20 protein-coding genes are annotated in these 20113 nt (G+C 63.7%); 10 read left to right on the forward strand and 10 right to left on the reverse strand.

Features of this window, described 5'->3' with window-relative positions:
- The first annotated feature begins 139 nt into the window (after nucleotides 1-139).
- The 3 genes from upp (at nucleotide 140) to CH281_RS12490 (ending at nucleotide 2848) form a co-directional block, all read left to right on the forward strand.
- Nucleotides 140-763, forward strand: coding sequence for a uracil phosphoribosyltransferase (upp, locus tag CH281_RS12470; RefSeq protein ID WP_032393066.1), 624 nt, complete (start codon nucleotides 140-142; stop codon nucleotides 761-763).
- A gap of 395 nt (nucleotides 764-1158) precedes the next feature.
- Nucleotides 1159-1536: a PH domain-containing protein gene (locus CH281_RS12480; RefSeq protein ID WP_032384880.1), complete on the forward strand. Its 378-nt coding sequence runs from the start codon at nucleotides 1159-1161 to the stop codon at nucleotides 1534-1536.
- 1024 nt (nucleotides 1537-2560) lie between these two features.
- Nucleotides 2561-2848 carry a hypothetical protein gene (locus CH281_RS12490; protein WP_032406906.1) on the forward strand — a complete coding sequence of 96 codons (288 nt, stop codon included), beginning with the start codon at nucleotides 2561-2563 and terminating at the stop codon, nucleotides 2846-2848.
- Nucleotides 2849-2870: 22 nt separating this feature from the next.
- Here the strand turns inward: CH281_RS12490 and CH281_RS12495 are convergent, their stop codons facing one another.
- Nucleotides 2871-3740 carry a TIGR03619 family F420-dependent LLM class oxidoreductase gene (locus CH281_RS12495; RefSeq protein ID WP_032406905.1) on the reverse strand — a complete coding sequence of 290 codons (870 nt, stop codon included), beginning with the start codon at nucleotides 3738-3740 and terminating at the stop codon, nucleotides 2871-2873.
- Nucleotides 3741-3771: 31 nt separating this feature from the next.
- Entirely contained in the window at nucleotides 3772-4671 is a 900-nt protein-coding gene (locus tag CH281_RS12500; RefSeq protein WP_032406904.1) for an NADP-dependent oxidoreductase, read from the reverse strand.
- A 120-nt stretch (nucleotides 4672-4791) separates the two neighbouring features.
- On the opposite strand from CH281_RS12500, the gene CH281_RS12505 reads away from it, so the two are divergent.
- Nucleotides 4792-5406, forward strand: a complete 615-nt coding sequence (locus CH281_RS12505) for a TetR/AcrR family transcriptional regulator (RefSeq protein WP_032364370.1) — start codon at nucleotides 4792-4794, stop codon at nucleotides 5404-5406.
- Nucleotides 5407-5439: 33 nt separating this feature from the next.
- Here CH281_RS12505 and CH281_RS12510 read toward each other — a convergent pair whose 3' ends face one another.
- Nucleotides 5440-7065, reverse strand: a complete 1626-nt coding sequence (locus CH281_RS12510) for a long-chain fatty acid--CoA ligase (protein ID WP_032406985.1) — start codon at nucleotides 7063-7065, stop codon at nucleotides 5440-5442.
- A gap of 106 nt (nucleotides 7066-7171) precedes the next feature.
- On the opposite strand from CH281_RS12510, the gene CH281_RS12515 reads away from it, so the two are divergent.
- The gene (locus CH281_RS12515; RefSeq protein ID WP_032406903.1) at nucleotides 7172-7570 is read left to right on the forward strand and encodes a PPOX class F420-dependent oxidoreductase; all 399 of its coding nucleotides are present in this window, start codon (nucleotides 7172-7174) and stop codon (nucleotides 7568-7570) included.
- Between the two features lie 7 nt (nucleotides 7571-7577).
- Here the strand turns inward: CH281_RS12515 and CH281_RS12520 are convergent, their stop codons facing one another.
- The 4 genes from CH281_RS12520 to CH281_RS12535 form a co-directional block, all read right to left on the reverse strand.
- A complete protein-coding gene (locus tag CH281_RS12520) occupies nucleotides 7578-8633 on the reverse strand; it encodes an alpha/beta hydrolase (protein ID WP_052060613.1) in 1056 nt (351 codons plus the stop codon).
- 69 nt (nucleotides 8634-8702) lie between these two features.
- The gene (locus tag CH281_RS12525) at nucleotides 8703-9587 is read right to left on the reverse strand and encodes a tagatose-bisphosphate aldolase (protein ID WP_032406902.1); all 885 of its coding nucleotides are present in this window, start codon (nucleotides 9585-9587) and stop codon (nucleotides 8703-8705) included.
- A 70-nt stretch (nucleotides 9588-9657) separates the two neighbouring features.
- A complete protein-coding gene (locus tag CH281_RS12530; protein ID WP_032406983.1) occupies nucleotides 9658-11013 on the reverse strand; it encodes an FGGY-family carbohydrate kinase in 1356 nt (451 codons plus the stop codon).
- A 10-nt stretch (nucleotides 11014-11023) separates the two neighbouring features.
- Complete coding sequence (locus CH281_RS12535; protein ID WP_032406901.1) at nucleotides 11024-12028, reverse strand: LacI family DNA-binding transcriptional regulator; 1005 nt, start codon at nucleotides 12026-12028, stop codon at nucleotides 11024-11026.
- A gap of 74 nt (nucleotides 12029-12102) precedes the next feature.
- Here CH281_RS12535 and CH281_RS12540 point away from each other — a divergent pair, with 74 nt between their 5' ends.
- On the forward strand, nucleotides 12103-12675 hold the full coding sequence (locus CH281_RS12540; RefSeq protein WP_072692177.1) for an AAA family ATPase: 573 nt from the start codon (nucleotides 12103-12105) through the stop codon (nucleotides 12673-12675).
- On the opposite strand, the gene CH281_RS12545 is transcribed toward CH281_RS12540, so the two are convergent.
- Together CH281_RS12545 and CH281_RS12550 are read right to left on the reverse strand one after the other, a co-directional pair.
- Nucleotides 12668-13675, reverse strand: coding sequence for a LacI family DNA-binding transcriptional regulator (locus CH281_RS12545; protein WP_032406900.1), 1008 nt, complete (start codon nucleotides 13673-13675; stop codon nucleotides 12668-12670). The genes CH281_RS12540 and CH281_RS12545 overlap by 8 nt on opposite strands.
- A 30-nt stretch (nucleotides 13676-13705) precedes the next feature.
- Nucleotides 13706-14431, reverse strand: coding sequence for an SDR family oxidoreductase (locus CH281_RS12550; protein WP_027497731.1), 726 nt, complete (start codon nucleotides 14429-14431; stop codon nucleotides 13706-13708).
- Between the two features lie 406 nt (nucleotides 14432-14837).
- Here CH281_RS12550 and CH281_RS12555 point away from each other — a divergent pair, with 406 nt between their 5' ends.
- From CH281_RS12555 to CH281_RS12570, 4 genes are all read left to right on the forward strand, one after another.
- Nucleotides 14838-15617: an ATP-binding cassette domain-containing protein gene (locus CH281_RS12555; RefSeq protein ID WP_032364377.1), complete on the forward strand. Its 780-nt coding sequence runs from the start codon at nucleotides 14838-14840 to the stop codon at nucleotides 15615-15617.
- Complete coding sequence (locus CH281_RS12560) at nucleotides 15614-16711, forward strand: ABC transporter permease (RefSeq protein ID WP_032364378.1); 1098 nt, start codon at nucleotides 15614-15616, stop codon at nucleotides 16709-16711. Before CH281_RS12555 ends, CH281_RS12560 begins: the two co-directional genes overlap by 4 nt.
- Before the next feature lie 54 nt (nucleotides 16712-16765).
- A complete protein-coding gene (locus CH281_RS12565) occupies nucleotides 16766-17737 on the forward strand; it encodes an ABC transporter substrate-binding protein (RefSeq protein WP_032406899.1) in 972 nt (323 codons plus the stop codon).
- A gap of 103 nt (nucleotides 17738-17840) precedes the next feature.
- A complete protein-coding gene (locus CH281_RS12570) occupies nucleotides 17841-19319 on the forward strand; it encodes a mannitol dehydrogenase family protein (RefSeq protein ID WP_052060611.1) in 1479 nt (492 codons plus the stop codon).
- Here the strand turns inward: CH281_RS12570 and CH281_RS12575 are convergent.
- Nucleotides 19307-20098 carry an acyl-CoA thioesterase gene (locus CH281_RS12575; protein ID WP_032375211.1) on the reverse strand — a complete coding sequence of 264 codons (792 nt, stop codon included), beginning with the start codon at nucleotides 20096-20098 and terminating at the stop codon, nucleotides 19307-19309. The two genes, CH281_RS12570 and CH281_RS12575, sit on opposite strands and share 13 nt — an antisense overlap.
- Nucleotides 20099-20113: the final 15 nt, after the last annotated feature.

Genomic DNA, 20113 nt, shown 5'->3' on the forward strand with positions numbered 1-20113 from the left:
TCATGCGTCCGAGTCAACGTGCCGGTCGCGGCTCCGTCGTGGGCAAAAGTTGCCGACGCTGAGGGGTCGCTTTCGGACAGTTCGAGCGAGCGCGAGCCGTGTGGACGGATGGCCGACGAGGGGCCCATAATCTGCGACCATGGATACCCACGTAGTCGACCATCCCTTGACCGCAGCGCTTTTGACGACGATGCGCGACGTCCACAGTGACAACGCGACCTTCCGTTCGGCGCTGCGGCAGCTGACACACACCTTGGTGTACGAGGCTTTGCGTGATGCCCCGGTGGACACCTTCGAGGTCGACACCCCGGTTGCCCGCACCACGGGTGTTCGGTTGGCGAATCCACCTCTGCTCGTGCCGGTTCTGCGGGCCGGGCTGGGCATGGTGGAGCAGGCGAGTGCGCTCATTCCGCGATCCGGTGTGGGATTCATCGGCATGGCGCGAGACGAAGAGACACTGCAGCCGGTGCCGTACCTCGAGTCTCTCCCCGCAGATCTCGCCGGCACGCCGGTGTTCGTTCTCGACCCGATGTTGGCCACAGGCGGGTCCATGACCGCGACGATCGACTTGCTCGTCGCACGTGGAGCAACCGACGTGGTCGTCGTGTGCGTCGTCGTCACACCTGAAGGCCTTGCCGCGCTGGAGAAGTCAGGACATCCCGTCCGTGTGGTGTGTGCCGCCGTCGATGATGAGCTCAACGATCAGGGCATCATCGTGCCAGGACTGGGGGATGCGGGAGACCGTCAATTCGGGCCTCGGTGACGATCCGACGCAGAGGAGTCGTCGAGGTAGGTGCTGTCGTATCGAAACACCATGTCGTTTCCCGAGCGGGTCAGTAAATCGGGAAGAAGGGGTCTTCCCTGGTAGGCATCGGCTGCATCGACCTCTCGTAGCTCGAGTGCTTGAATCATGTCGGATCCAGCGGTGGCACAAACGATCCGGCGCGCGTGAGCAGTGCGATATCGCACCCCAGAGCATCCGCGACCGCGGCCACGCTGTCGAGCTGCACAGATCGGCACGGAGAGCGTCTGTACTTCGGAGTGATCGCACCAATCCAGATCTTGGTCAAGTGAGTGTGCGGTAACGAGAGTGGATTCGTCAGCGACTAGATTTCAGGTGTCCGCACGCGGCGGACTGGGCGGAAGAGGCGTGAGCACATGGGCTTCATGGACGGTCTGATCGGCAACGCAGGAAAGATCGATCCTGTCGCAGCGCATCAGGAGTACAGCCGGCTACTCGGCGGTGGCGAGCAAATCCACGCGGCGTACCAGTTGGTCCGAGACGCCTTCCTGTTCACCAACCGTCGTCTACTGATGATCGACAAACAAGGTCTGACCGGCAAGAAAGTCGAATACCACAGCGTGCCCTACCGCTCGATCACACACTTCGCTGTCGAAACTGCCGGTACTTTCGATCTGGACGCCGAATTGAAAATCTGGATTTCGGGCAACGCGGTTCCTATCCAGAAGCAGTTCACCAAGCAGGTCGACATCTACGAGGTTCAAGCGATCCTCTCGCACTTCGTAGTGTCCTGAGCTAGCTCGCTGTAAATCCGAGCAGGCACTCGCAGCCAGGATCTTTGGCGGTTGCATCCGGACTGCGCTCGGACAGCCGAGGTGCGGCACCGCATTCATCCCGTGTCGCCACCCCTGTGTCCGGGATCAAAGGCGTATCTCCAGATGTCGGGTGTCGAATCAAGCGCTTCAGCGTCCAGTCAATTGCCATACTGGATCGACATTGCCTGTGGTCGGGGACGGGCCCACGCTATCTGATTCGTTCGGAGTGGCTATGTCGAGAAGATTGTCCATTGCAGTCATCGCAATCGCTCTAGCATGCCTGAGCTGCTCAAACGACGGCGCAACCGAGCCTCCGAGCGACAATCCCCCCGTGTCGAGGGGGTCCAGTCCGGCATCCGCACCGCCAACCCTCACCGTCGAGCCGCCGCCACCACCCACGCAGGCACCCGTTCCTCAGCCCCAACCGGTCACCTTTCAATGTGGAGACTTGGGCCTGTACCAGTCCGGCACAGCTTTATATTCAGACGGAACGACGGGATACGAAGCCGAATGCGACACATACGTCGCCCCTGCACCTCCCGAGTTCAGATACTGCGATTACGGCGGTACCGCGGTCTTCACCGATGGGTCCTATGCGGTGAACGATCCGAGGTGTACAGCTACGGTGCCGTCACAGGAATCCGGCTATCCGTACAACGAATCCGAAGACCGCAACGGCGATGGTGTCGTCAACGGGTATGAGCGCTGCGGCGTCCTCTGCGGAGAAGAACCCACCAGCGGTGACATACAAACGCAGTATGGCTGCGAGCAGGGGTACATCACTGGCCCGCAATGTGAATAGCTGTGTGTGCCCAGGACGGTCCCGGTCGTCGACGACGCCGACAAGCCGTATACCGAGTTCGATAGGGCTGCGGGACCGTCGTTCTCGCGAGCGGTAACGCGACTCGGCCGTCGAGCGACGTCACCAATGAACGGATCGAGTCGGTGGCCGGACCACGGCCGGCGACGTTGTGCAGGACGTGCCGCCACGAAAGGCCCTCGAATGAACCGCATCAGCCGACGTATTGCCGTATTGACCGGACTTCTGGCGCTTCCGCTCGCCGCCGGTGCCACGATGGGGGCTGCGACCGCAAGTGCCGACGAATGGCACTACGGCCCCGTCTATCGCGCGGAGCAATCCGGCGAAGGCGCACAGTACTTCTGCAACAAGGCGTTGTCGCTCGAGCAAGCATCACAGTCGTACATCCTGGTGCCCTGCACCAACGTTGCGGACACCGATGTCTGGTATCGAATCGTGGTGAACCCCTACAACTGGGGTTGGAGCGGATAGTTCGCACTGTCGAGCGTGTGACTCACATCCCCAACACGTCGCCTGCGTATCGAACTAGTTCGAGATCGTGGGCAGTGAAACTTCGAAGCTTCTGGTCTCCAGGGTCGGTGTCGAGAACGATTGTCTCGGTGCCTAGTTCGGCGAGGAACTGAACGTCTTCAAGAATTTGTTCGATGGACCCGTAGCCGAGCGGGCGGTTCGGCGATTGCACCGAAGCGTCAGAGGGTAGGAAGAAGATCCGCGGGACGAACTCCTTACCATCGTTCAGCGCGCGGGATCCATCGATGCATTGCTGCCGGGTGGGGTGTAGGGGATGCCAGCCGGTGCCCAACGCGTTCGTCCGGTCGAGTGCGGCTGCACCGTTGCCACCGATCCACAGTGGCGGATGCGGTGTCTGCAGCGGTAGCGGTCCAGTGTGAACTCGGCGGGGTGTGCCGCTTGCTCCCATGGCCCCGTACGTTTCGGAAGACCATGCTGCACGCAGAGTTTCGAGCGTCGAATCGGTCATTCGACCTCGCCGGTCGAAGGGAACACCCAGCACATCGAATGCCTGGGTCGTCCAACCGACGCCCACTCCTACGATGAGTCGTCCACCGCTGAGCCGGTCGATTGTGGCGGTCGCGTGAGCCAGATGCGCCGGATGGCGATGGCTTCCGATCAGTACCCCGCTGCCGAGGCGAATGGACTCGGTCTGACCCGCGAGCCACGACAGCGTCGCCAGGCATTCGTAGAAGGGTGACGGCGAGCGGCCGTGAGCGTCTTCGGTCAGTACGACGTGATCGGAAAGCAGCACGTTGTCGAAACCAGCGGATTCGGCAGTGCGCGCCCACGCGAGAATTCCGTCCGGGTCGATCTGCGGCCCGAAGTTGGGAAGATTGATTCCGTATTTCATAGCGCACCGGGGACGGGTCGAGCATCACCGATCATGGGATCAACAACACCTTTCCTCGTGTTCCACCGGCGGCCAGCAGCGAATGTGCCTGTGGGGCTTGGTCGAATTCCCATTCGCGAGCGACCGGAACAGTGATCGTCCCCGCGGAGACGGGCGAGACGAATTTCTCGAGCCCCAGCCCGTCCTCGTTCACGTAGCTCTTACTCGGCGTGATGTTGCGCTGTGGCTCGGGCTGATTTCCGTCCTCGATCGAGACGTACGCTCCGCCGTCGCGCACGCTGTCGATGGCGTCGACGATGCCGGCCGTATCGACCACGGCGTCGTAAGCGCCCGCAGGCAGGTCGACGGGACTCGTGAACACCCTGCGCATACCGTGTGCGAGGAGGTTTTCGGTATCGGACTTCCGCGCGACAGCGTCGACGGTGTGGCCGCGGATCGACAGAAGCGCCGACGCTATGCCGCCCACCGCACCGGCCGCACCCGTCACCAAGACCGTCGAATGCGCAGGGAGGGTGATCTTGTCGATGAGTTGCATGGCGGTGAGGGCGGCGAGTGGGATTGCTGCGGCGTGCTGGAGGCTGATGCCGATAGGTGCGTGCGCGAACAGTGATTCGTCGGCGACGACTCGCTCGGCAGAGGTGCCGAAGCGGTGCGCTGGTTGCGTGATCATTCCGATCACGTTGTCGCCTGGTGCAAATCGGGTGACCGATGGTCCGACGGCGACGACGGTGCCGGACAGATCCCAACCGAGGACCGCGGGGTACGTCAGTTCGATAGGCAGGAATCCCGAGCGGGTCTTGATGTCGACCGGATTGACGGCTGCCGCAGCCACCGACACGGTGACGTCGCCCGAGCCTGCGTCGGGCTCGTCGATCTCCGCGACTGTGAGTACCTCGGGTCCACCCTTGCCGGTGATGACAACAGCTTTCATTCGACTTCCTCTCGTTCACGTAGCGCGACCTGTCCGAGGCTAGGCTATTCGTGTATCGATCGCTATACGAGTAAGCTCGGCCACACCGAGCAGTGCAATGCGCGAGAGGGAGGGGGAACAATGGCCGGGGTTCGCGGGCAGGGCCGGAAGTTCGACGTCGACGCCGCGCTCGACAAAGCGATGTTGGCCTTCTGGCGGCACGGGTACGAGGGCACTTCCGTCTCCGTGCTCACCAGTGCTATGGGCATCAACCCGCCAAGTCTCTACAGCGCATTCGGTGGCAAGGAAGAGCTGTTCTTCGCTGCTATCGACCGTTACCTCGCGACCCGCGGTGACTTCATGGGCCGGGCGTTTGCCGAGGAGCCCAACGCTGCCGAACTCATTTCCAGACTGCTGTACGAGGCAGCATCGCACTACACCGATGAGTCCTGTCCGGGGGGCTGTCTGATCATCAGTTCGGCCGTCGGGGTCACCGAGGCCAACCAGAGCATCGCAGATCGGCTGCGCGACATACGCAATGCCAACGTCTCACTGTTGGCACAACGCATTTCGGAGAACGCCGCCGACGGAATCCTGCCGCAGTCGTCGGCACCTCTCGACACAGCGGAATTCATCGGCGTCGTCATCCAGGGCATGTCGCAACGTGCCCGAGACGGGTCGACTCGGGATCAACTCGAACGAGTTGCGGACATGACTCTCGCCTCGTTGGGAATGGGCCCGCCGACAACGCACTGACGGCACCAATCGTGAGAGGCGTATCGGCTGGAGCTAGACCAGTTCGATGACCTCCAACGCACCGTCGGCGTGGGAACTCCGCAGCCTTTTCTTGTCGTACTTGCCGACGCTCGTTTTCGGGACCTCGTCGATGAAGGTCCATCGTTCCGGCAACTGCCAATGCGCGACGCGGCTGTCGAGGAACTCTTTCAATTCTTCGGCCGTCACCGACGCACCCTCGCGCACGACGACAGCGACCAGTGGCCGCTCGTCCCACTTCGGATCGGGCACACCGATGACCGCGGCCTCGCGAACGGCCGGGTGTCCCATCACCTGGTTCTCTAGTTCCACCGAGGAGATCCATTCACCGCCGGACTTGATGATGTCCTTGGAGCGATCGGTCAGGCGGAGGTAGCCGTTCTCGGAGATGGTGCCCACGTCACCGGTTCGCAGCCAACCGTCGTCGAACTTGTCGTCCGCGTCGGCGCGGTAGTAGCTGCCGGTGATCCACGGGCCACGGACCTCGAGCTCGCCGACGGTCCTCCCGTCCCACGGCAGGACCGTTCCGGCGTCGTCGACGAGTCGTGCCCGAACGCCGGCAACGAATCTGCCTTGTGTGCAACGCAAGTCGAACTCGTCCTCCGGCGATAGTCCCGCGTCGGGCCTACCGGAGGTGCCGAGCGGTGACGTCTCGGTCATGCCCCATGCCTGCGAGATGTGGACGCCGTACTTCTCGTGGAATGCCTTCATCAGACTCGGTGGGCATGCGGCACCGCCGACCACCACATCACGCAGACTCGACAGATCCGCCGGATGCTCGTCCAGATGAGCGAGCAGGGCCTGCCAGATCGTCGGGACAGCAGCCGCCGCCGTCGGACGAAGCGTCGACATCATCTCTGCCAACGGAGCCGGCTGCAGAAACCTGTCGGGCATGATCAGGGACGCACCGACCATCAGCGCCGCATACGGGAGCCCCCACGACATCGCGTGGAACATCGGCACGATGGCCAACACCTTGTCGGACTGCGCAATTGCCATTGCGTCGGTCATGCACGCCTGCATGGAATGCAGGTAGATCGAACGATGCGAGTACACGACCCCCTTGGGATCACCGGTGGTGCCCGAGGTGTAACACATTGCGGCAGCTGACCGTTCGTCGAGTTCGGGCCAATCGAACTCCTCCGGGTTGCCCGCCAGCAGGTCCTCGTAGCCGAGCACCTCGATACCGTCGGGTGCAGTGACCTGCGCCGGGTCGACCCCAACGACCACGAGGTGTCGCACGGTCTCGAACGTCGGCAGCAACGGCGTCAGCAGGGGGAGCAGACTCGCGTCGGCGATGATCACCTGATCCTCGGCATGATTGACGATGTAAGTGAGCTGCTCGGGGAAGAGTCGGATGTTCAGGGTGTGCAGCACTGCGCCCATCGCCGGAATCGCCATGTAGGCCTCCATATGCGGGGCGTTGTTCCACATGAATGTCGCGACTCGCTGATCATCGTCGATCCCTATCGACCTCAGGCCGTGAGCCAATTGTGCTGCCCGCCTGCCCAACTCCCCGAATGTCACCGTGGTGGGGCCGGTGTCGGTCCACGTGGTGATCTCGGCCGAGGAGTGGATGGACGTCCCGAATCGAACCAGCTGGCCGATGGACAGTGGGGTGTCCTGCATGGTGCTCTTCACGACGATCTCGCTTTCGATGTCCCGGCGCGGCTGCACGTCGTTGTGCTCCGCGTCACAACATGCACACTACGGACTCGACGCGAGGAGGGTGCGTAACTTGGTACTCATGGCCACTACTTCGGATGACGCTCGTGCCCTCGGCGACGAGGCATTCGTTTCGCTCACCACCTTCCGTCGATCCGGTGCGCCGGTATCGACGCCGGTGTGGATCGCCCGAGACGGCGACAACCTGGTCGTCATCACTCCCGCGGAGAGCGGCAAGGTCAAGCGCATCAGGAACTCCGATCGCGTGGAGCTCCGCCCGTGCAGTCGGCGCGGAGCGGTGCCCGATGACGCCGTGGCGGTAACCGGCTCGGCGACCATCGTCACCGGAGACGCCGCCTCGAGACCGACCTCGGTGCTGAAGAAGAAATACGGCTTCGAGTACCGCATCGTCATGCTCGTCGAATTGATCATTGCTCGACGCCGCAAGCCGCGGGTGATTCTGTCGATCACCACCGACTGAGGTCGAGTTACATCAGGGCGGCATCTACCGCCGCAACGATGTCGACCCAGATCTCCGACGTGGGATCGACGACGGCGAAGTGCCCGCCCGGTCCTTCGACCGAAGCAACGGAATCGGAAGTCGTGGATGCGGCGGCGTAGTACGCGCGGCTGATCTCCAAGAGATTGGGATCGTCGGCCACTGCGGACACCACCAGCTGTGGAACGCCGAGGGGCAGTCGAGACATCGGTGACGACTCCTCGTAGATGCGCTGGGCCTCGGCATAGCGGGCACCGATGGCGTTCGATACCGCACCCTCCCCGAGCCACCGCTCGTCGCCGACTTTCAGGTCGAGCACCCCGGCCAGACTCACCGCCAGGGCAGGGGCCACCCGTTCGCCGACAGAATCGGCCGCAAGTCCCAGGGCCAGTTGGCCTCCCGCGGAATGACCCATCAGGACAATTCGAGACAGATCCAGCGAGGCGGGTGCCGTCTCCAGCGCGGCGAGAGCAGCCGCGACATCTTCGGTCGTCGCATCCCACCCGTGTTCGTCGGGTCGGCGGTATTCGACATTCCAGGTGGCGTAGCCGCGTGCGGTCAGATCGACCGCCATCGCATCCATCAGGTCGAATTCCCACCGCGAACGCCAGTACCCGCCGTGAATCAGTACGGCGACGGGAAAGGGTCCGTCGCCTTCCGGCACCCGCAACTCGACGCGTTGCTCGGGGTGATCTCCGTACGTCACGATCGTGCCGGGGTGGAAGCGATGAAAGTAGACAGTGTCGATCGCGAACCGGAGGCCGTCGAGACCGCGGCCCCGGATATGGGCGCGAATCCCCTCGGACCGATCCGGCGCGCACTGACCGAAGTCGACGCGAACGACGCTGCTGTACAACGACGTATCGACCTGTGCTCCATCGCCGGGAACGACGACGACCTCATCGGAACCGGTTGCAGCGTCGACAATTCCGCCCGACAGACCGCGGGCGGACAGCGCCCTCGCGACCAGCTCTTGCGCGGTCTGCAGGTCGGCGAACACTCCGGGCGCGGCAACGATATCGATGTGCTTCGAGTCTTCCGTCATGGGTTCACGCTACCCAGACGGCGTCGACCGAGCCCGTGTTCGCCCACGGGCTCGGTTGAAAGACGCCGATCAGGCGTCGACGGCCGCGTTCAGCTCACGCAGCCGGGGGAGTGCGCGGTTGGTGAGCAGATCCTCGCGGGTCTCGGCAGAGACAGCCATGCTGTCCTTCCACAGTGACCGGCCTGCCATCGCTCCGCGCGCACCGTTGGCGACGGCGATGCGGACCTGCTCGATGAACGTCTCGTGATCGACGCCCGCCGACAGCACGGCCCACGGAACACCCTGTGCCGCTTCGGTGACGGCAGCGCAGGCCTCGGCGGAACCGGGGTAGGGGAGCTTGAGCACCTTGGCACCGCACTCGACCGAAATGCGCGTGGAATCAGCGATGATCTTGCCGAAGCCGGCCTTGTAGTCCTCGTCCGACTCGCCCTCGAGCTGGTACGTCAAGATCTCGACGATGAGCAGCAGACCCTCGGCCGAGCAAGCTTTGACGAGGTCGCGGATCTCCTCGGCAACACGGGAATCGACGCCCTGCTGCTCGGGGCGCATGTAGAACAGCATCTTGGCGACATCGCCGCCGAGGTCACGCACCACGCGCGGGGTCACGCCGTCGACGAAACGGGTGTAGCGCAGACCGCCGGTCTCCTCGAAGCCCGACGCATCCATGCCGACCACCAAAGCGGTGCCCCGTGAAAGCACACCGTCGTCGACGATCTTCGGCAGTGCCACCTCCGGGTCCAGCAGGATGGCCGGCGCGTGGTTGCCGAGGTAGCGAACCAGATCGGCCTTGGCCTCGGCGAGCTGCTCGACGGTGATCGAGCCCGGCCCGTCGACGGCGTCCTTCATGACGGCCTTCATGCCGTTGCGCTGATCTCCCGCGACGATGAGCATGTTGCCGTCTTCGGTGGAAATGGCAGCCATTCCGCGACGTTCGAGGGTGGTGAGTTCGTTCATCTTCTTCTCCTGGTGGGTGTTGGGGTCGAGCGCGAGTGGGACAACGTTGTCTCACTGCAGAAATATGGGCTCAGATTTCTATGAGCGTCAGTAGGCGGGCAGCGAACAGCGCTGCACCGTAGGCGGTGTCCTGGGATCGGGTCGAGACCGAGACGCCGGGCAGCACCTGAGCTCGCGCGTCTCGCACGCTGGCCATCCCGGCCCAGCCGCCGGTGAGCAATGTCGTCCTGGCTGGCGGCACCTCGGCGTCGAGTGCCTCGATGAGTCGAGCCACTTCGTCGTTGCCGTGCAACAGAATCGAACGGAACAGCTCCGCCGAATCGATCCCGTCGGTCCGGACCGTGATGGACAGAACGCCGTCGTCGTTGCGGGCACCGGCGATGTCGATACCACCGTCGGTGAACGGCCCACCTGGAGGCAGGGCGCACACTCGCTGGTCCAGTAGGTCGCGGCCGGCACGATCGCTGATGTCGCACAGCTGCAACGCCCGTCGCATCAGCAAGCCGGTCTTGACTCCGGCAACGAGTACATGTTGGCCCGGCACCACATGGCGTACCGAGTTGATGAGATGGTCGGCGAGCCTGCTCCGCGCGGCCGTGGTCAACGGAGCGTCGAGTACCCGCAGCAGCACCTCGGCGGTGCCCATCGACACGTGGTAGCGGTCGGGCGGGATAGCTCCGCCCGACACCGCGGAGACGAGATGATCGTGACCGGCCACGGTCAATCGAGCTCCGGCAATCGTCTCGGGAAGTGTTGGTGAGTCGGCAGTTCCGAGATCGGTTCCGGCGTCGACCAGTGGCGGCATGAAGTCGGTGCCGACACCCAAGTGCGCCAACATCTCCGACCACGGCTCGCCGCTGTCCTGATCGAGTAGTCCGGTGCGCGAACTCAGCGAGTAATCGGCCACCGGCCGGCCACCGAGGGACAGTACGACGAACTCCGGCAGGTTGAACCAGCGAAGCCCGTTCAAGCTCAGTCCGTTGTCGCGAAGGTGTGCGATCTTGACGACGGAGACCTGCACGCCGACGGGAAGGCCCGTCTTGCCGGCGAACCGGTCGCGCAATTCGGCCGGCAGGTTGTCGACCTGCTGCTGACCGCGCGGATCGAACCACGCGAAAGCCGGCGCGCGGACAACGTTGTCTTCATCGAGAAGAAAGCCCGTCTCGCCCATCCCGGACACCGCGATGGCGTCGATGCGGGCGGCCGGATCGCCGGTGACGTCGGGCAGTCGACGCGCGACGGCGTCGAGCAACTGCCCGATGGTGGTCAGCAAGTCCTCGGCGGCGAGGTCGGTGGTTCCGCCCGGGCCGTGCCGCCACGGTGTGGGACTCTGCTCGATGAGCAGTTCGGTGCCGGCATCGTCGGTGACGAGTACTTTGACGCCGGTGCTCCCGAGGTCCAGTCCCGCAACAAGTCTGGGGTTCACGGAGTTGGTCTCATTTCTGTACGGGTAGAGGGAGTGCATGTGAAAGTCGTTCCACCAGAGTGGTCGGCGCAATCTGCTGCTCGGGTTCGAGATAGGGATCGTCGAACCGCTGTACCAGGCGGTCGAATGCGAGGGTGCCTATGCGATACGGATCTTGGTCGATGCAGGTCACCGATGGGCTGACGGCATCGGCGAGCGAGAAATTGCCGAACGACACCATGGCGACGTCGGTGCGACCGATCTCGTGCAGAACCGACACCACGGCGGTCGCGTGTCGAGCGTTGGCGACGAAGAACGCAGTCGGTGGATTGCGCTGCGCCAGTAGCGTCTTCACCACCGGTCGCACCGAATCTGCGGCGTGGGATACCGGAGGGGCGAGCGCGGCCTCCGGCTCTTGGCCGAGATCGGCGAGAACGTCGAGGTATGCCTGCCTGCGCAACTGCGCGGTCTGCAAGCGATCGTCGAAGCCGAGCAGGGCAATTCGCGTGTGCCCGCTTGCCACCAATTTCTCGACGGCTCGCTTGGCGGCACCGTAATCGTCCACGATGACGGAATCGAAACCAGTGATCGAGCGGTCGATGGTGACCGTGGGCAGTGTGCGACGCCGCGGTACGAGGAAGTCACTGTGGTCGCCGACCGGCGCGAGGATGATGCCCCGCACGTGTTGTCCGGCCAGAAGGGCCAGCTGATCCCGTTCGCGCTGGGCATCGAAGCCGGTGCTGCCGACGATGACGGCGAGCCCGTGTTCGAGTGCGCGATCTTCGACGGCACTGACCAAGGATGCGAAGAAGACGTCGTCGATGGAGTCGACGACGATCCCGATGGTGTTGCCTGACCCCGATTTCAGGGACCTGGCGGCGGAGTTCGGAACGTAGTTCAGTGTCTGCACCGCAGCCTCGACCCGCTCGCGTAGCTCCGGCAGGACCGTATCCACGCCGTTGACGACGCGTGAGACGGTCTTGAAGCTGACGCCCGCCAATGCGGCGACGTCTTTGATGCTGGCGCGCTCGGTCACGTGAACTCTCGATCGGAGGAAGTGTGTCGCTGTAGCACGTATGCGAGACAACGTTGTCTTGTATGATTCCCGCTATGCCTCATGTCTGTCAAGACGTCCTCGGAATCGAACGGGAATCTCTACCGGTCCTGGTGGTTGCAGGCGCGGCGGGCAGTGGCAAAACGACGCTGGGTAGAGAGCTGGCGCGCCGTCTCGGTACGGCCCTGCTCGACCTCGACACCCTCACCAATCCGCTACTGGACGAACTGGATTCGCTGATCGAAGGCCCACACTGGAACAGTGTCGGTCCACATTCGGAGCGGATTCGCGCCGGGCGCTACGCCGTGGTGCGCGCCGCTGCCCGGGATCTCGTACAGCTCGGTCAACGACCCGTCCTCGTTGCGCCCTTCACCCGCGAATTGACGGGCGCGCCCGAATGGACGCTCCTGGTGAACGAATTGTCCCCTGCTGCAACGAAGGTGATCCACGTCGACGGATCGCCGGAGCTCCTGGCGCGACGCCGGGCCGCTCGTGGGGCGGATCGCGATGCCCACCGGCCGGTGGATCCGCCCGCTCGGACGCCGCGCATCCCGCACCTGCGCGTCGACGCCGAACTGACGACCGCGCAGCAAGCCGATCTCGTGGCCCGAGAACTCGGGCTCAGCTGATGGTGTGAGTGGTTCCGGGAGTGCAGGATTCGCGCTCGATCAGCTCGACGCCGAGGATGTTGCGTCGTTTGAAACGACGCCCAGGATTCTCGATTCGACCCAACAGTCGTTCGATGGCCAGATGGCCGAGCCGAGCCGGGTTCTGATCGATCACCGTCACCGGTGGCATCACTGCATCGGCGAGGGGAAAGTCGCCGAATCCGACGAACGCCAGATGCAGCAAATTCATCTGCTGTAGAACGGGCACGCAGGCCATCGCCACTCGCGCGTTCGACAGAAACAGTGCGGTAGGCGGACTGTCGAGTGCAGTCAAGTCGGTCAGTGCCACACGCGCATCCCCGCGGTCCAGCACACCCAGAGCGACAAGTGCCTCGTCGAACTCGATTCCCCGCGCCTGCAACGACTCTCGATATCCGGCCAATCGATTGCGGCTGGTCGGGATCCCGGCACTGTCGCCGATCACGGCGATGCGGGTATGACCCAAATCGAGCAGATGATCGGTGGCCAACACCGCCCCGCCGTGATCGTCGTCGACGAAGCTGTCGGCTTTGAGGCCGTCGGGTGCGCGGTCGACGAACACCGTCGGTGTCTTGTCGAGCCAGCGCTCCAGATATGCGTGGTCTGCACCCGTCGGCGCAATGATCAAGCCGCTCAACTGCCTCCGCAGCAGTGACTCCACCAAAGCCTGTTCCTGATCTCCGTCGTGACCGAGGCTGGTGACGAGAACTGCCATGTCGTCCTGGCGGGCCCGTTCCTCCACGGCGCGTGCGATGGAGGAGAAGAAGGGGTCGTCGATGTCCGGGACGGCGACACCGATGGCCGCCGTCTGGCCGTTGCGAAAGGAGGTCGCCATCGTGTTCGGCACATAGTTGAGCGACTCGAGCGCTTCGGCAACGCGGGCACGAGTATCGGGATCGACGTGCGGGTCGTTGTTGTACACCCGTGAGACGGTCTTGGCACTGACCTTGGCCAGCGCCGCGACGTCTTGCATGGTGGTCATGATCTACCCCGTCTGCTCGTCCTCGTCCCGTCAGCGACTGGTGTAGCCGCCGTCCACCGGCAACGACACTCCGGTCACCATGGAAGCATCATCGCTCAGCAAGAAGGCAATCGGCGCGGCAATCTCGTCCTCGGTGGCCCAGCGTCCCAGCGGCATCTGCGCCAGGAACGGCTCCTCGATCTCCGGGCGACCCCAGTAGAACGCCGACATCTCCGTCATGACGACCGTCGGGTTCACACCGTTGACGCGAATGCCGTGGCGGCCGAGTTCGAGTGCGGAGACCCGAGTGATGTTGTCCAAGGCTGCTTTCGAGGACCCGTAGGAGATGTGTCCGGTCAGAGCGACGAGACTGGCCTGGCTCGAGACGTTGACGATGGCTCCGGTGCCCGCGGCGATCATGGCGGGGACGGTGTATTTGATGACCAACAGTGCGCCGCGCGCATTGATGGCGATGACCTTGTCGAAGATCGAGATGTCGGTGTCCTGAGGCGTGGCGATCTCGCCGCCGAAACCGGCGCAGTTGACCACCCCGTACAGCTCGAGGCCCGCGACGGCGTCGCGAACACTGTCCTCGGACGTCAGATCGAACGCCAGGGGCGTGGCCCCGGTCTCGTCGGCCAGCTTGTCGAGCGCGTCCACCGACTGGCCCGCCGCGACGACGTCGGCACCGTCGGCCACCAAGCGCCGAACCGTTGCCGAGCCGATGCCTCCGCTGGCACCTGTCACCAAGATCTTGCGGCCGTCGAACTTCGCCATGGGGGTCTACCTTCACTGTTCCGAGTGGTCATGTCATCGGTGTCATTCGTCCCGGAGTGGACGCGTATGTCATCGGTGTCATGGACGGTACCGCAGCGCGTCGTTCCCGTCGCGAAAACGGTGTAGATCGTCCATTTGTCCAGTTCAGAGACGGTACTCCGTGGTCGGATATCGGCCTCGTACTGCGGCGGAACAACTGCCGGGTCGACAGGCCATGTCACCGGTGACATGAATTTTCGCGAAACACGTGACAATGCGAGTTGTGTGGGTCACACTCGTTAACACAGCGAGCCCCGCAGGGAGCTCGACATGCCGCGCAGGCCCAGTTCTCGAACCGTGCTGCACCGGCGTCGGCGGGGGCGTCCTGTCCCACACCCGAACGTTTCCATTCGACCGAGGAGTACCCATGGCCACCGTTGCACCTGCTGCGACACCGATCCTCGAAGCGAGGGGATTGTCGAGGAGCTTCGGAAACGTGCGCGCCCTCGACGACGCAGACTTCGACATCTACCCGGGTGAGGTCGTCGCCCTCATCGGCGACAACGGCGCAGGCAAGTCCACGATGGTCAAGGCTCTTTCGGGCAGCCTGGCCGTCGACACCGGAGAGATCCTGTTCGACGGCACCGCAGTCGATCTCGACAGTCCGACGGTGGCGGCAGAGCTCGGAATCGAGACGGTGTTCCAGGATCTCGCGCTCGCTCCGCATCTCAACGCGCAACAGAACATGTTTCTCGGACGCGAACTACCGGCCAAAGGGCCGCTCGGCCGCCTCGGTTTCCTCGACGTCTCCACGATGCGCAAGCAATCACAGGATGCGCTCGACGAACTCGGTGCCACCGTCCGCAGCCTCACCGTCCCGGTGGGATCGATGTCCGGCGGCCAGCAACAGGCCATCGCCATCGCGCGTGCCGTCGCCTGGGCCAAGGGCGTCGTCTTTCTCGACGAACCGACCGCCGCCCTCGGTGTGGTGCAGACGCGCAACGTCCTCGACACCATCCGCCGGGTGGCGGACAGGGGAGTGGCCGTGGTGTTCATCAGCCACTCCATGCCGCACGTGATGGAAGTAGCCGACCGCGTCCAGGTGCTGCGGATGGGCAAGCGCGTGGCCACCCTCGACGCCAAGAACACGACCATGGAAGAACTCGTCGGTGCGATGACCGGCGCAACCACCGGAGCAACACGATGAGCAACCAGACCATCTCCCCATCGCTCGAGCCGTTGCCTCCCGGCGACAGGCCGTCACGGCACACGTTCGATCTCGTCGAGTCGCTCGGAAAATTGGCGCGAGTCCAGGTTTTTCAGATCGTGCTCGTGCTGGCGGCGATCTGCCTGGTGTTCTCGATCATGGCCCCCGGCAGCTTCCCCGAATGGGGCAACATCCGGCAGATCATCCAGAACGTCTCCATCCTGGCCGTCCTCGGGATCGGCATGACGTTCGTGATCGTCACCAGCGGCATCGACCTCTCGGTCGGCTCGGTGCTCGTCTTCTCCGGCGTGGTGTCGGCGAAGACGATGGCCGCGATCGGCGGCGACGGCTGGGGCGTGGCGGCCGTCGGCATCGTGGTGGCGCTGGGATGCGGCCTGTGCTGGGGCCTGCTGAACGGATTTCTGATCGGTAAGGCGAAAGTGCCTCCGCTGATCGTCACACTCGGCACACTGGGCGGGGCGCTCGGTCTGTCGCAGGTCATCACCGGCGGCGTCGACATCCGCGACGTACCACCGGTTCTCGTCGACACGATCGGCTACGGAAACCTGCCTGCCACCACCATCCCGTTGATCTCGAGCATCGCCTTGGTGCTGGTCGTCATCTTCGGAATCGTTCTGCACCGCACCAAGTTCGGCCTCTACACCTTCGCCGTCGGCTCCAAGGAGCAGTCCGCTCGCCGCGTCGGCATCAAGGTGGACATGCATCTGGTCAAGATCTACGCACTCTCCGGCACCCTCGCCGGATTGGCGGGCATACTATCGCTGTCCCAGTACGGCACCACCGCGATCGCCGGCCAGTCCCAGACCAACCTCAATGTCATTGCGGCAGTGGTCATCGGTGGAACCAGCCTGTTCGGCGGCATCGGCACCATGTTCGGCACCGTCGTCGGATTGTTCATCCCGGCCGTACTGCAGAACGGCTTCGTCATCGTCGGAGTACAGCCCTTCTGGCAGCAGGTCGCCGTCGGTGCGGTTCTCATCGCCGCGGTGTACTTCGACCAACGTCGACGCGACGCCGCAAGTCGAGGCCAGTCGCCCAGCTCCCTCAAGAGACTCTGGTCTCGAAGTCCCTAGCTTCGGACCGGCCCTGAACTCCCTCACTCGCAACCCCTTACAAGAAAGTCGACCATGATCACATCACGCACCGCCGTCGTTGCACTGAGTGTCGCTTCGGTCTCCGCCATGTTCCTGGCGGGTTGTTCGTCCGACTCCGGAAGCGGTGGCGGCAGCGGCAAGATCGCCTTCATCCAGGGCGTCAGCGGCGACGAGTTCTACATCAGCATGCAGTGCGGAATCGAGGCCGCGGCCAAGGACGCAGGCGTCACCGTCGACACCCAGGGGCCGGTGAAGTTCGACCCGACGCTGCAGAAGCCGATCGTGGATTCGGTTGTGGCATCACGGCCGTCGGCCATTCTCATCGCGCCCACCGACGTCGCGGCCATGCAGGCACCCCTCGAGGCAGCCTCCAAGGCCGGTATCAAGGTCGTCCTCGTCGACACCACTCTCGAAGATCCGTCCATCGCGGTCTCTTCCATCTCGTCCGACAACAAGGGCGGCGGCGCAGAGGCATTCAGCGCCATCGAGCGGCTCAGCCCGGCAGGCGGCAAGGTACTGGTGATCTCCACCGATCCGGGAGTCTCCACCGCCGATGCCCGAGTGGAAGGCTTCGAGGAAGCCGTCGGAGAGAACTCGGCCTTCGATTACCTGGGCGTGCAGTACAGCCACAACGATCCGGCCGAAGCAGCCCGGCTGGTCTCGGCCGCACTGGCCAAGGACCCCGACATCGTCGGCATCTTCGCTGCCAACACCTTTGCGGCCGAGGGCACCGCAACCGGAGTTCGGCAGGCGGGCAAGCAGGATCAGGTCAAGATCGTCGGCTTCGATGCGGGCCCGGCGCAGGTCAAGCAGCTTCGTGAGGGAACGGTGCAAGCACTGATCGCTCAGCAGCCCGGCACCATCGGCACCGATGGCGTCGAGCAGGCCATGGCTGCCATCGATGACAAGCCGGTCACCGCCGACATCTCCACCGGCTTCCACGTCATCACCGCCGACAACATCGACGGCGAAGGCGCACAGTACGTCTACAAGTCGTCCTGCTGATTCACCCCTGAACTGCGGTGGTGCTCCTGGTGGCAGAACCTGCCCGGGAGCGCCACCGCTCACCACGTCCGTTTCATCTTCAGCCGACTCGAGGACCGAAGTCATGACCGAGCTTCGTCGCACCACGTTGGAACACCTACCGGCGACCGTCGCGAGGCCCGAGTACGACGCGGACGAACTGCACTGCGGTGTGGTTCATTTCGGTGTCGGTGCGTTTCACCGCGCACATCAGGCGGTCTACTTCGACCGATTGCTCGCGGCCGGGCACCTGGACTGGGCGCTGTGCGGGGTAGGAGTACTGCCCCAGGACAAGAGAATCGGAGAGGTCCTCGACGCCCAGGACTACCTCTACACACTCGTGACCGTCGACCCCGACGGCATACGTGACGCCCGAATCGTCGGCTCCGTCGCCGATTTCGTCTTCGCACCCGACGATCCTCAGTCCGTCATCGATGTGCTCAGTTCACCGTCCACGATGATCGTGTCCCTGACCATCACCGAAGGCGGTTACGGCGTCGACGATCTGACGGGCGCGTTCGAGCCCACCGACCCGTCGGTGCTGGCGGATCTCGAGGATCTCTCCATACCGAAGAGCGTCTTCGGTTTTCTGACCGTGGCTCTTGCCACCCGTCGATTCCATGGAGTCCCGCCGTTCACCGTGATGTCGTGCGACAACATCGTCCACAACGGCGCGGTCACCCGCACCGCGCTGACGTCCTTCGCGCGCCACCACGACAGCGACTTGGCCGACTGGATCGATGCCACGACCGCGTTCCCCAATTCGATGGTCGACCGCATCACCCCGGCCACGACGCCCACCGTCGTCGACGACCTGCGACGTGATTTCGGCATCGACGACCGCTGGCCCGTTCAGTCGGAATCGTTCTCGCAGTGGGTACTCGAAGACACCTTCTCGTTCGGGCGGCCACCGTTCGACGAAGTAGGAGTGCAACTCGTCTCCGATGTCGCACCGTACGAGCACATGAAACTTCGGCTGCTCAATGGATCCCACCAGGCCATGAGCTACCTCGGCATCCTCGCCGGATACACCCACGTTCACGAGGTGATGGCGGATCCGGACATGCGTGAATTCGTCGCATCGTACATGCGTGCGGAGGCTGCCCCGACGCTCGCGCCGGTGCCGGGGATCGACCTGGATGCCTACATCGAGCAACTGCTGCAACGATTTTCGAGCCTGGCCGTTCGAGACACCCTCGAACGTCAGATCGTCGACGCCTCCGCGCGGATTCCCAAGTTCGTGCTGCCGGTACTGCGAGATCGGTTGGCGCACGATCGGACCGTCGATCATTGCGCGTTGATACTCGCCGGATGGTGTGGGGTGTACGAGCGTGGGGACGTTCCCATGATCGACGCCGATGCGGAGCGTCTGCAGCGACTGTCGTGGGAAGACCACGACAATCCCGGAGCGTTCCTGACCAATCGCGCAGTGTTCGGGGACCTCTCGGTTAGCCCGCGACTACGAGGTGCGTACCAGCGAGCCAAGCGTTCGCTGCAGGACAACGGTGCGAGGGGCGCGGTACGACGACTGCTCGAACAGTCGTCGGTGAGTCACACCTTGTAGTAGACCATCTGGTGACTGGTTGCCAGCAAAATCCCGCCCTCGGTCCACAATTCGGCAGTCTGGTCGAAGTAGCCCTGGTGAAATCGGCGTGCCCGCGCGGTGCCGAGGACGTATCCGTCGGAATGCTGCTCGAGATCCTCGGGCGTAGCGAAGTAATGGGTAGTCAACGAGATCGTCCCCGCCGGAACATACTTGCCGAGCCGCTGGAAGATCCGCGGATAGAACACATCGCTCAGCGAGGTCAGGGCCGCGAAGTCCATCGGCCGCGGTGGTGTATCGCGGATCCACAGAGTTTCGGTCGAGTCAGCGGACTCCTGATCGCTCAGTGCGCCGTGCACGAAACGCATCTCGTAGTTCTGTGCCCACGCGATGGCGTCGGGAAGACCGCCCTGCTTCGTGTCGGCGGGGGAAGGAACGTCAGGGACCGTCGCCTCGATGTTGTCCCAGGTCTCGCGACGCGAACCGAACACCGCGGTCGCGGTCGTCGCCACCGCACCGTTCTGAGTCAGTTCGAGATACCAGTGCTGGTTGCTTCGGTTGGTCCGCACCGGGCGAGCCGAGATCTCGAAATCACCCTCGGCGACAGGACCGGCGAAGTTCACCGTCAACGAGACCGGTGTTCCCTGGCAGTCGGGATGGAGCTCGATGGCCCGGACGAACGAGGCAGCAGTGATTCCGCCGAACGGGCCGACCATGTTGTTGTACGACGGCGACGTACGTCCGGCGTACGTGCCCTCGCCGACACTCTCGAGTGCGACTGCTGCGTCGAACGGGTGCATTGACTCTCCTACGGC

The organism is Rhodococcus sp. 06-221-2, from assembly GCF_002258365.1.
GTDB lineage: Bacteria > Actinomycetota > Actinomycetes > Mycobacteriales > Mycobacteriaceae > Rhodococcoides > Rhodococcoides fascians.

What these genes read in the sequence shown, in the direction of transcription:
- upp (WP_032393066.1), top strand. Translation starts at nt 140, where the DNA reads ATGGATACCCACGTAGTCGACCATCCCTTGACCGCAGCGCTTTTGACG.
- CH281_RS12480 (WP_032384880.1), top strand. Translation starts at nt 1,159, where the DNA reads ATGGGCTTCATGGACGGTCTGATCGGCAACGCAGGAAAGATCGATCCT.
- CH281_RS12490 (WP_032406906.1), top strand. Translation starts at nt 2,561, where the DNA reads ATGAACCGCATCAGCCGACGTATTGCCGTATTGACCGGACTTCTGGCG.
- CH281_RS12495 (WP_032406905.1), bottom strand. Translation starts at nt 3,740, where the DNA reads ATGAAATACGGAATCAATCTTCCCAACTTCGGGCCGCAGATCGACCCG.
- CH281_RS12500 (WP_032406904.1), bottom strand. Translation starts at nt 4,671, where the DNA reads ATGAAAGCTGTTGTCATCACCGGCAAGGGTGGACCCGAGGTACTCACA.
- CH281_RS12505 (WP_032364370.1), top strand. Translation starts at nt 4,792, where the DNA reads ATGGCCGGGGTTCGCGGGCAGGGCCGGAAGTTCGACGTCGACGCCGCG.
- CH281_RS12515 (WP_032406903.1), top strand. Translation starts at nt 7,172, where the DNA reads ATGGCCACTACTTCGGATGACGCTCGTGCCCTCGGCGACGAGGCATTC.
- CH281_RS12520 (WP_052060613.1), bottom strand. Translation starts at nt 8,633, where the DNA reads ATGACGGAAGACTCGAAGCACATCGATATCGTTGCCGCGCCCGGAGTG.
- CH281_RS12525 (WP_032406902.1), bottom strand. Translation starts at nt 9,587, where the DNA reads ATGAACGAACTCACCACCCTCGAACGTCGCGGAATGGCTGCCATTTCC.
- CH281_RS12540 (WP_072692177.1), top strand. Translation starts at nt 12,103, where the DNA reads ATGCCTCATGTCTGTCAAGACGTCCTCGGAATCGAACGGGAATCTCTA.
- CH281_RS12545 (WP_032406900.1), bottom strand. Translation starts at nt 13,675, where the DNA reads ATGACCACCATGCAAGACGTCGCGGCGCTGGCCAAGGTCAGTGCCAAG.
- CH281_RS12550 (WP_027497731.1), bottom strand. Translation starts at nt 14,431, where the DNA reads ATGGCGAAGTTCGACGGCCGCAAGATCTTGGTGACAGGTGCCAGCGGA.
- CH281_RS12555 (WP_032364377.1), top strand. Translation starts at nt 14,838, where the DNA reads ATGGCCACCGTTGCACCTGCTGCGACACCGATCCTCGAAGCGAGGGGA.
- CH281_RS12560 (WP_032364378.1), top strand. Translation starts at nt 15,614, where the DNA reads ATGAGCAACCAGACCATCTCCCCATCGCTCGAGCCGTTGCCTCCCGGC.
- CH281_RS12565 (WP_032406899.1), top strand. Translation starts at nt 16,766, where the DNA reads ATGATCACATCACGCACCGCCGTCGTTGCACTGAGTGTCGCTTCGGTC.
- CH281_RS12570 (WP_052060611.1), top strand. Translation starts at nt 17,841, where the DNA reads ATGACCGAGCTTCGTCGCACCACGTTGGAACACCTACCGGCGACCGTC.
- CH281_RS12575 (WP_032375211.1), bottom strand. Translation starts at nt 20,098, where the DNA reads ATGCACCCGTTCGACGCAGCAGTCGCACTCGAGAGTGTCGGCGAGGGC.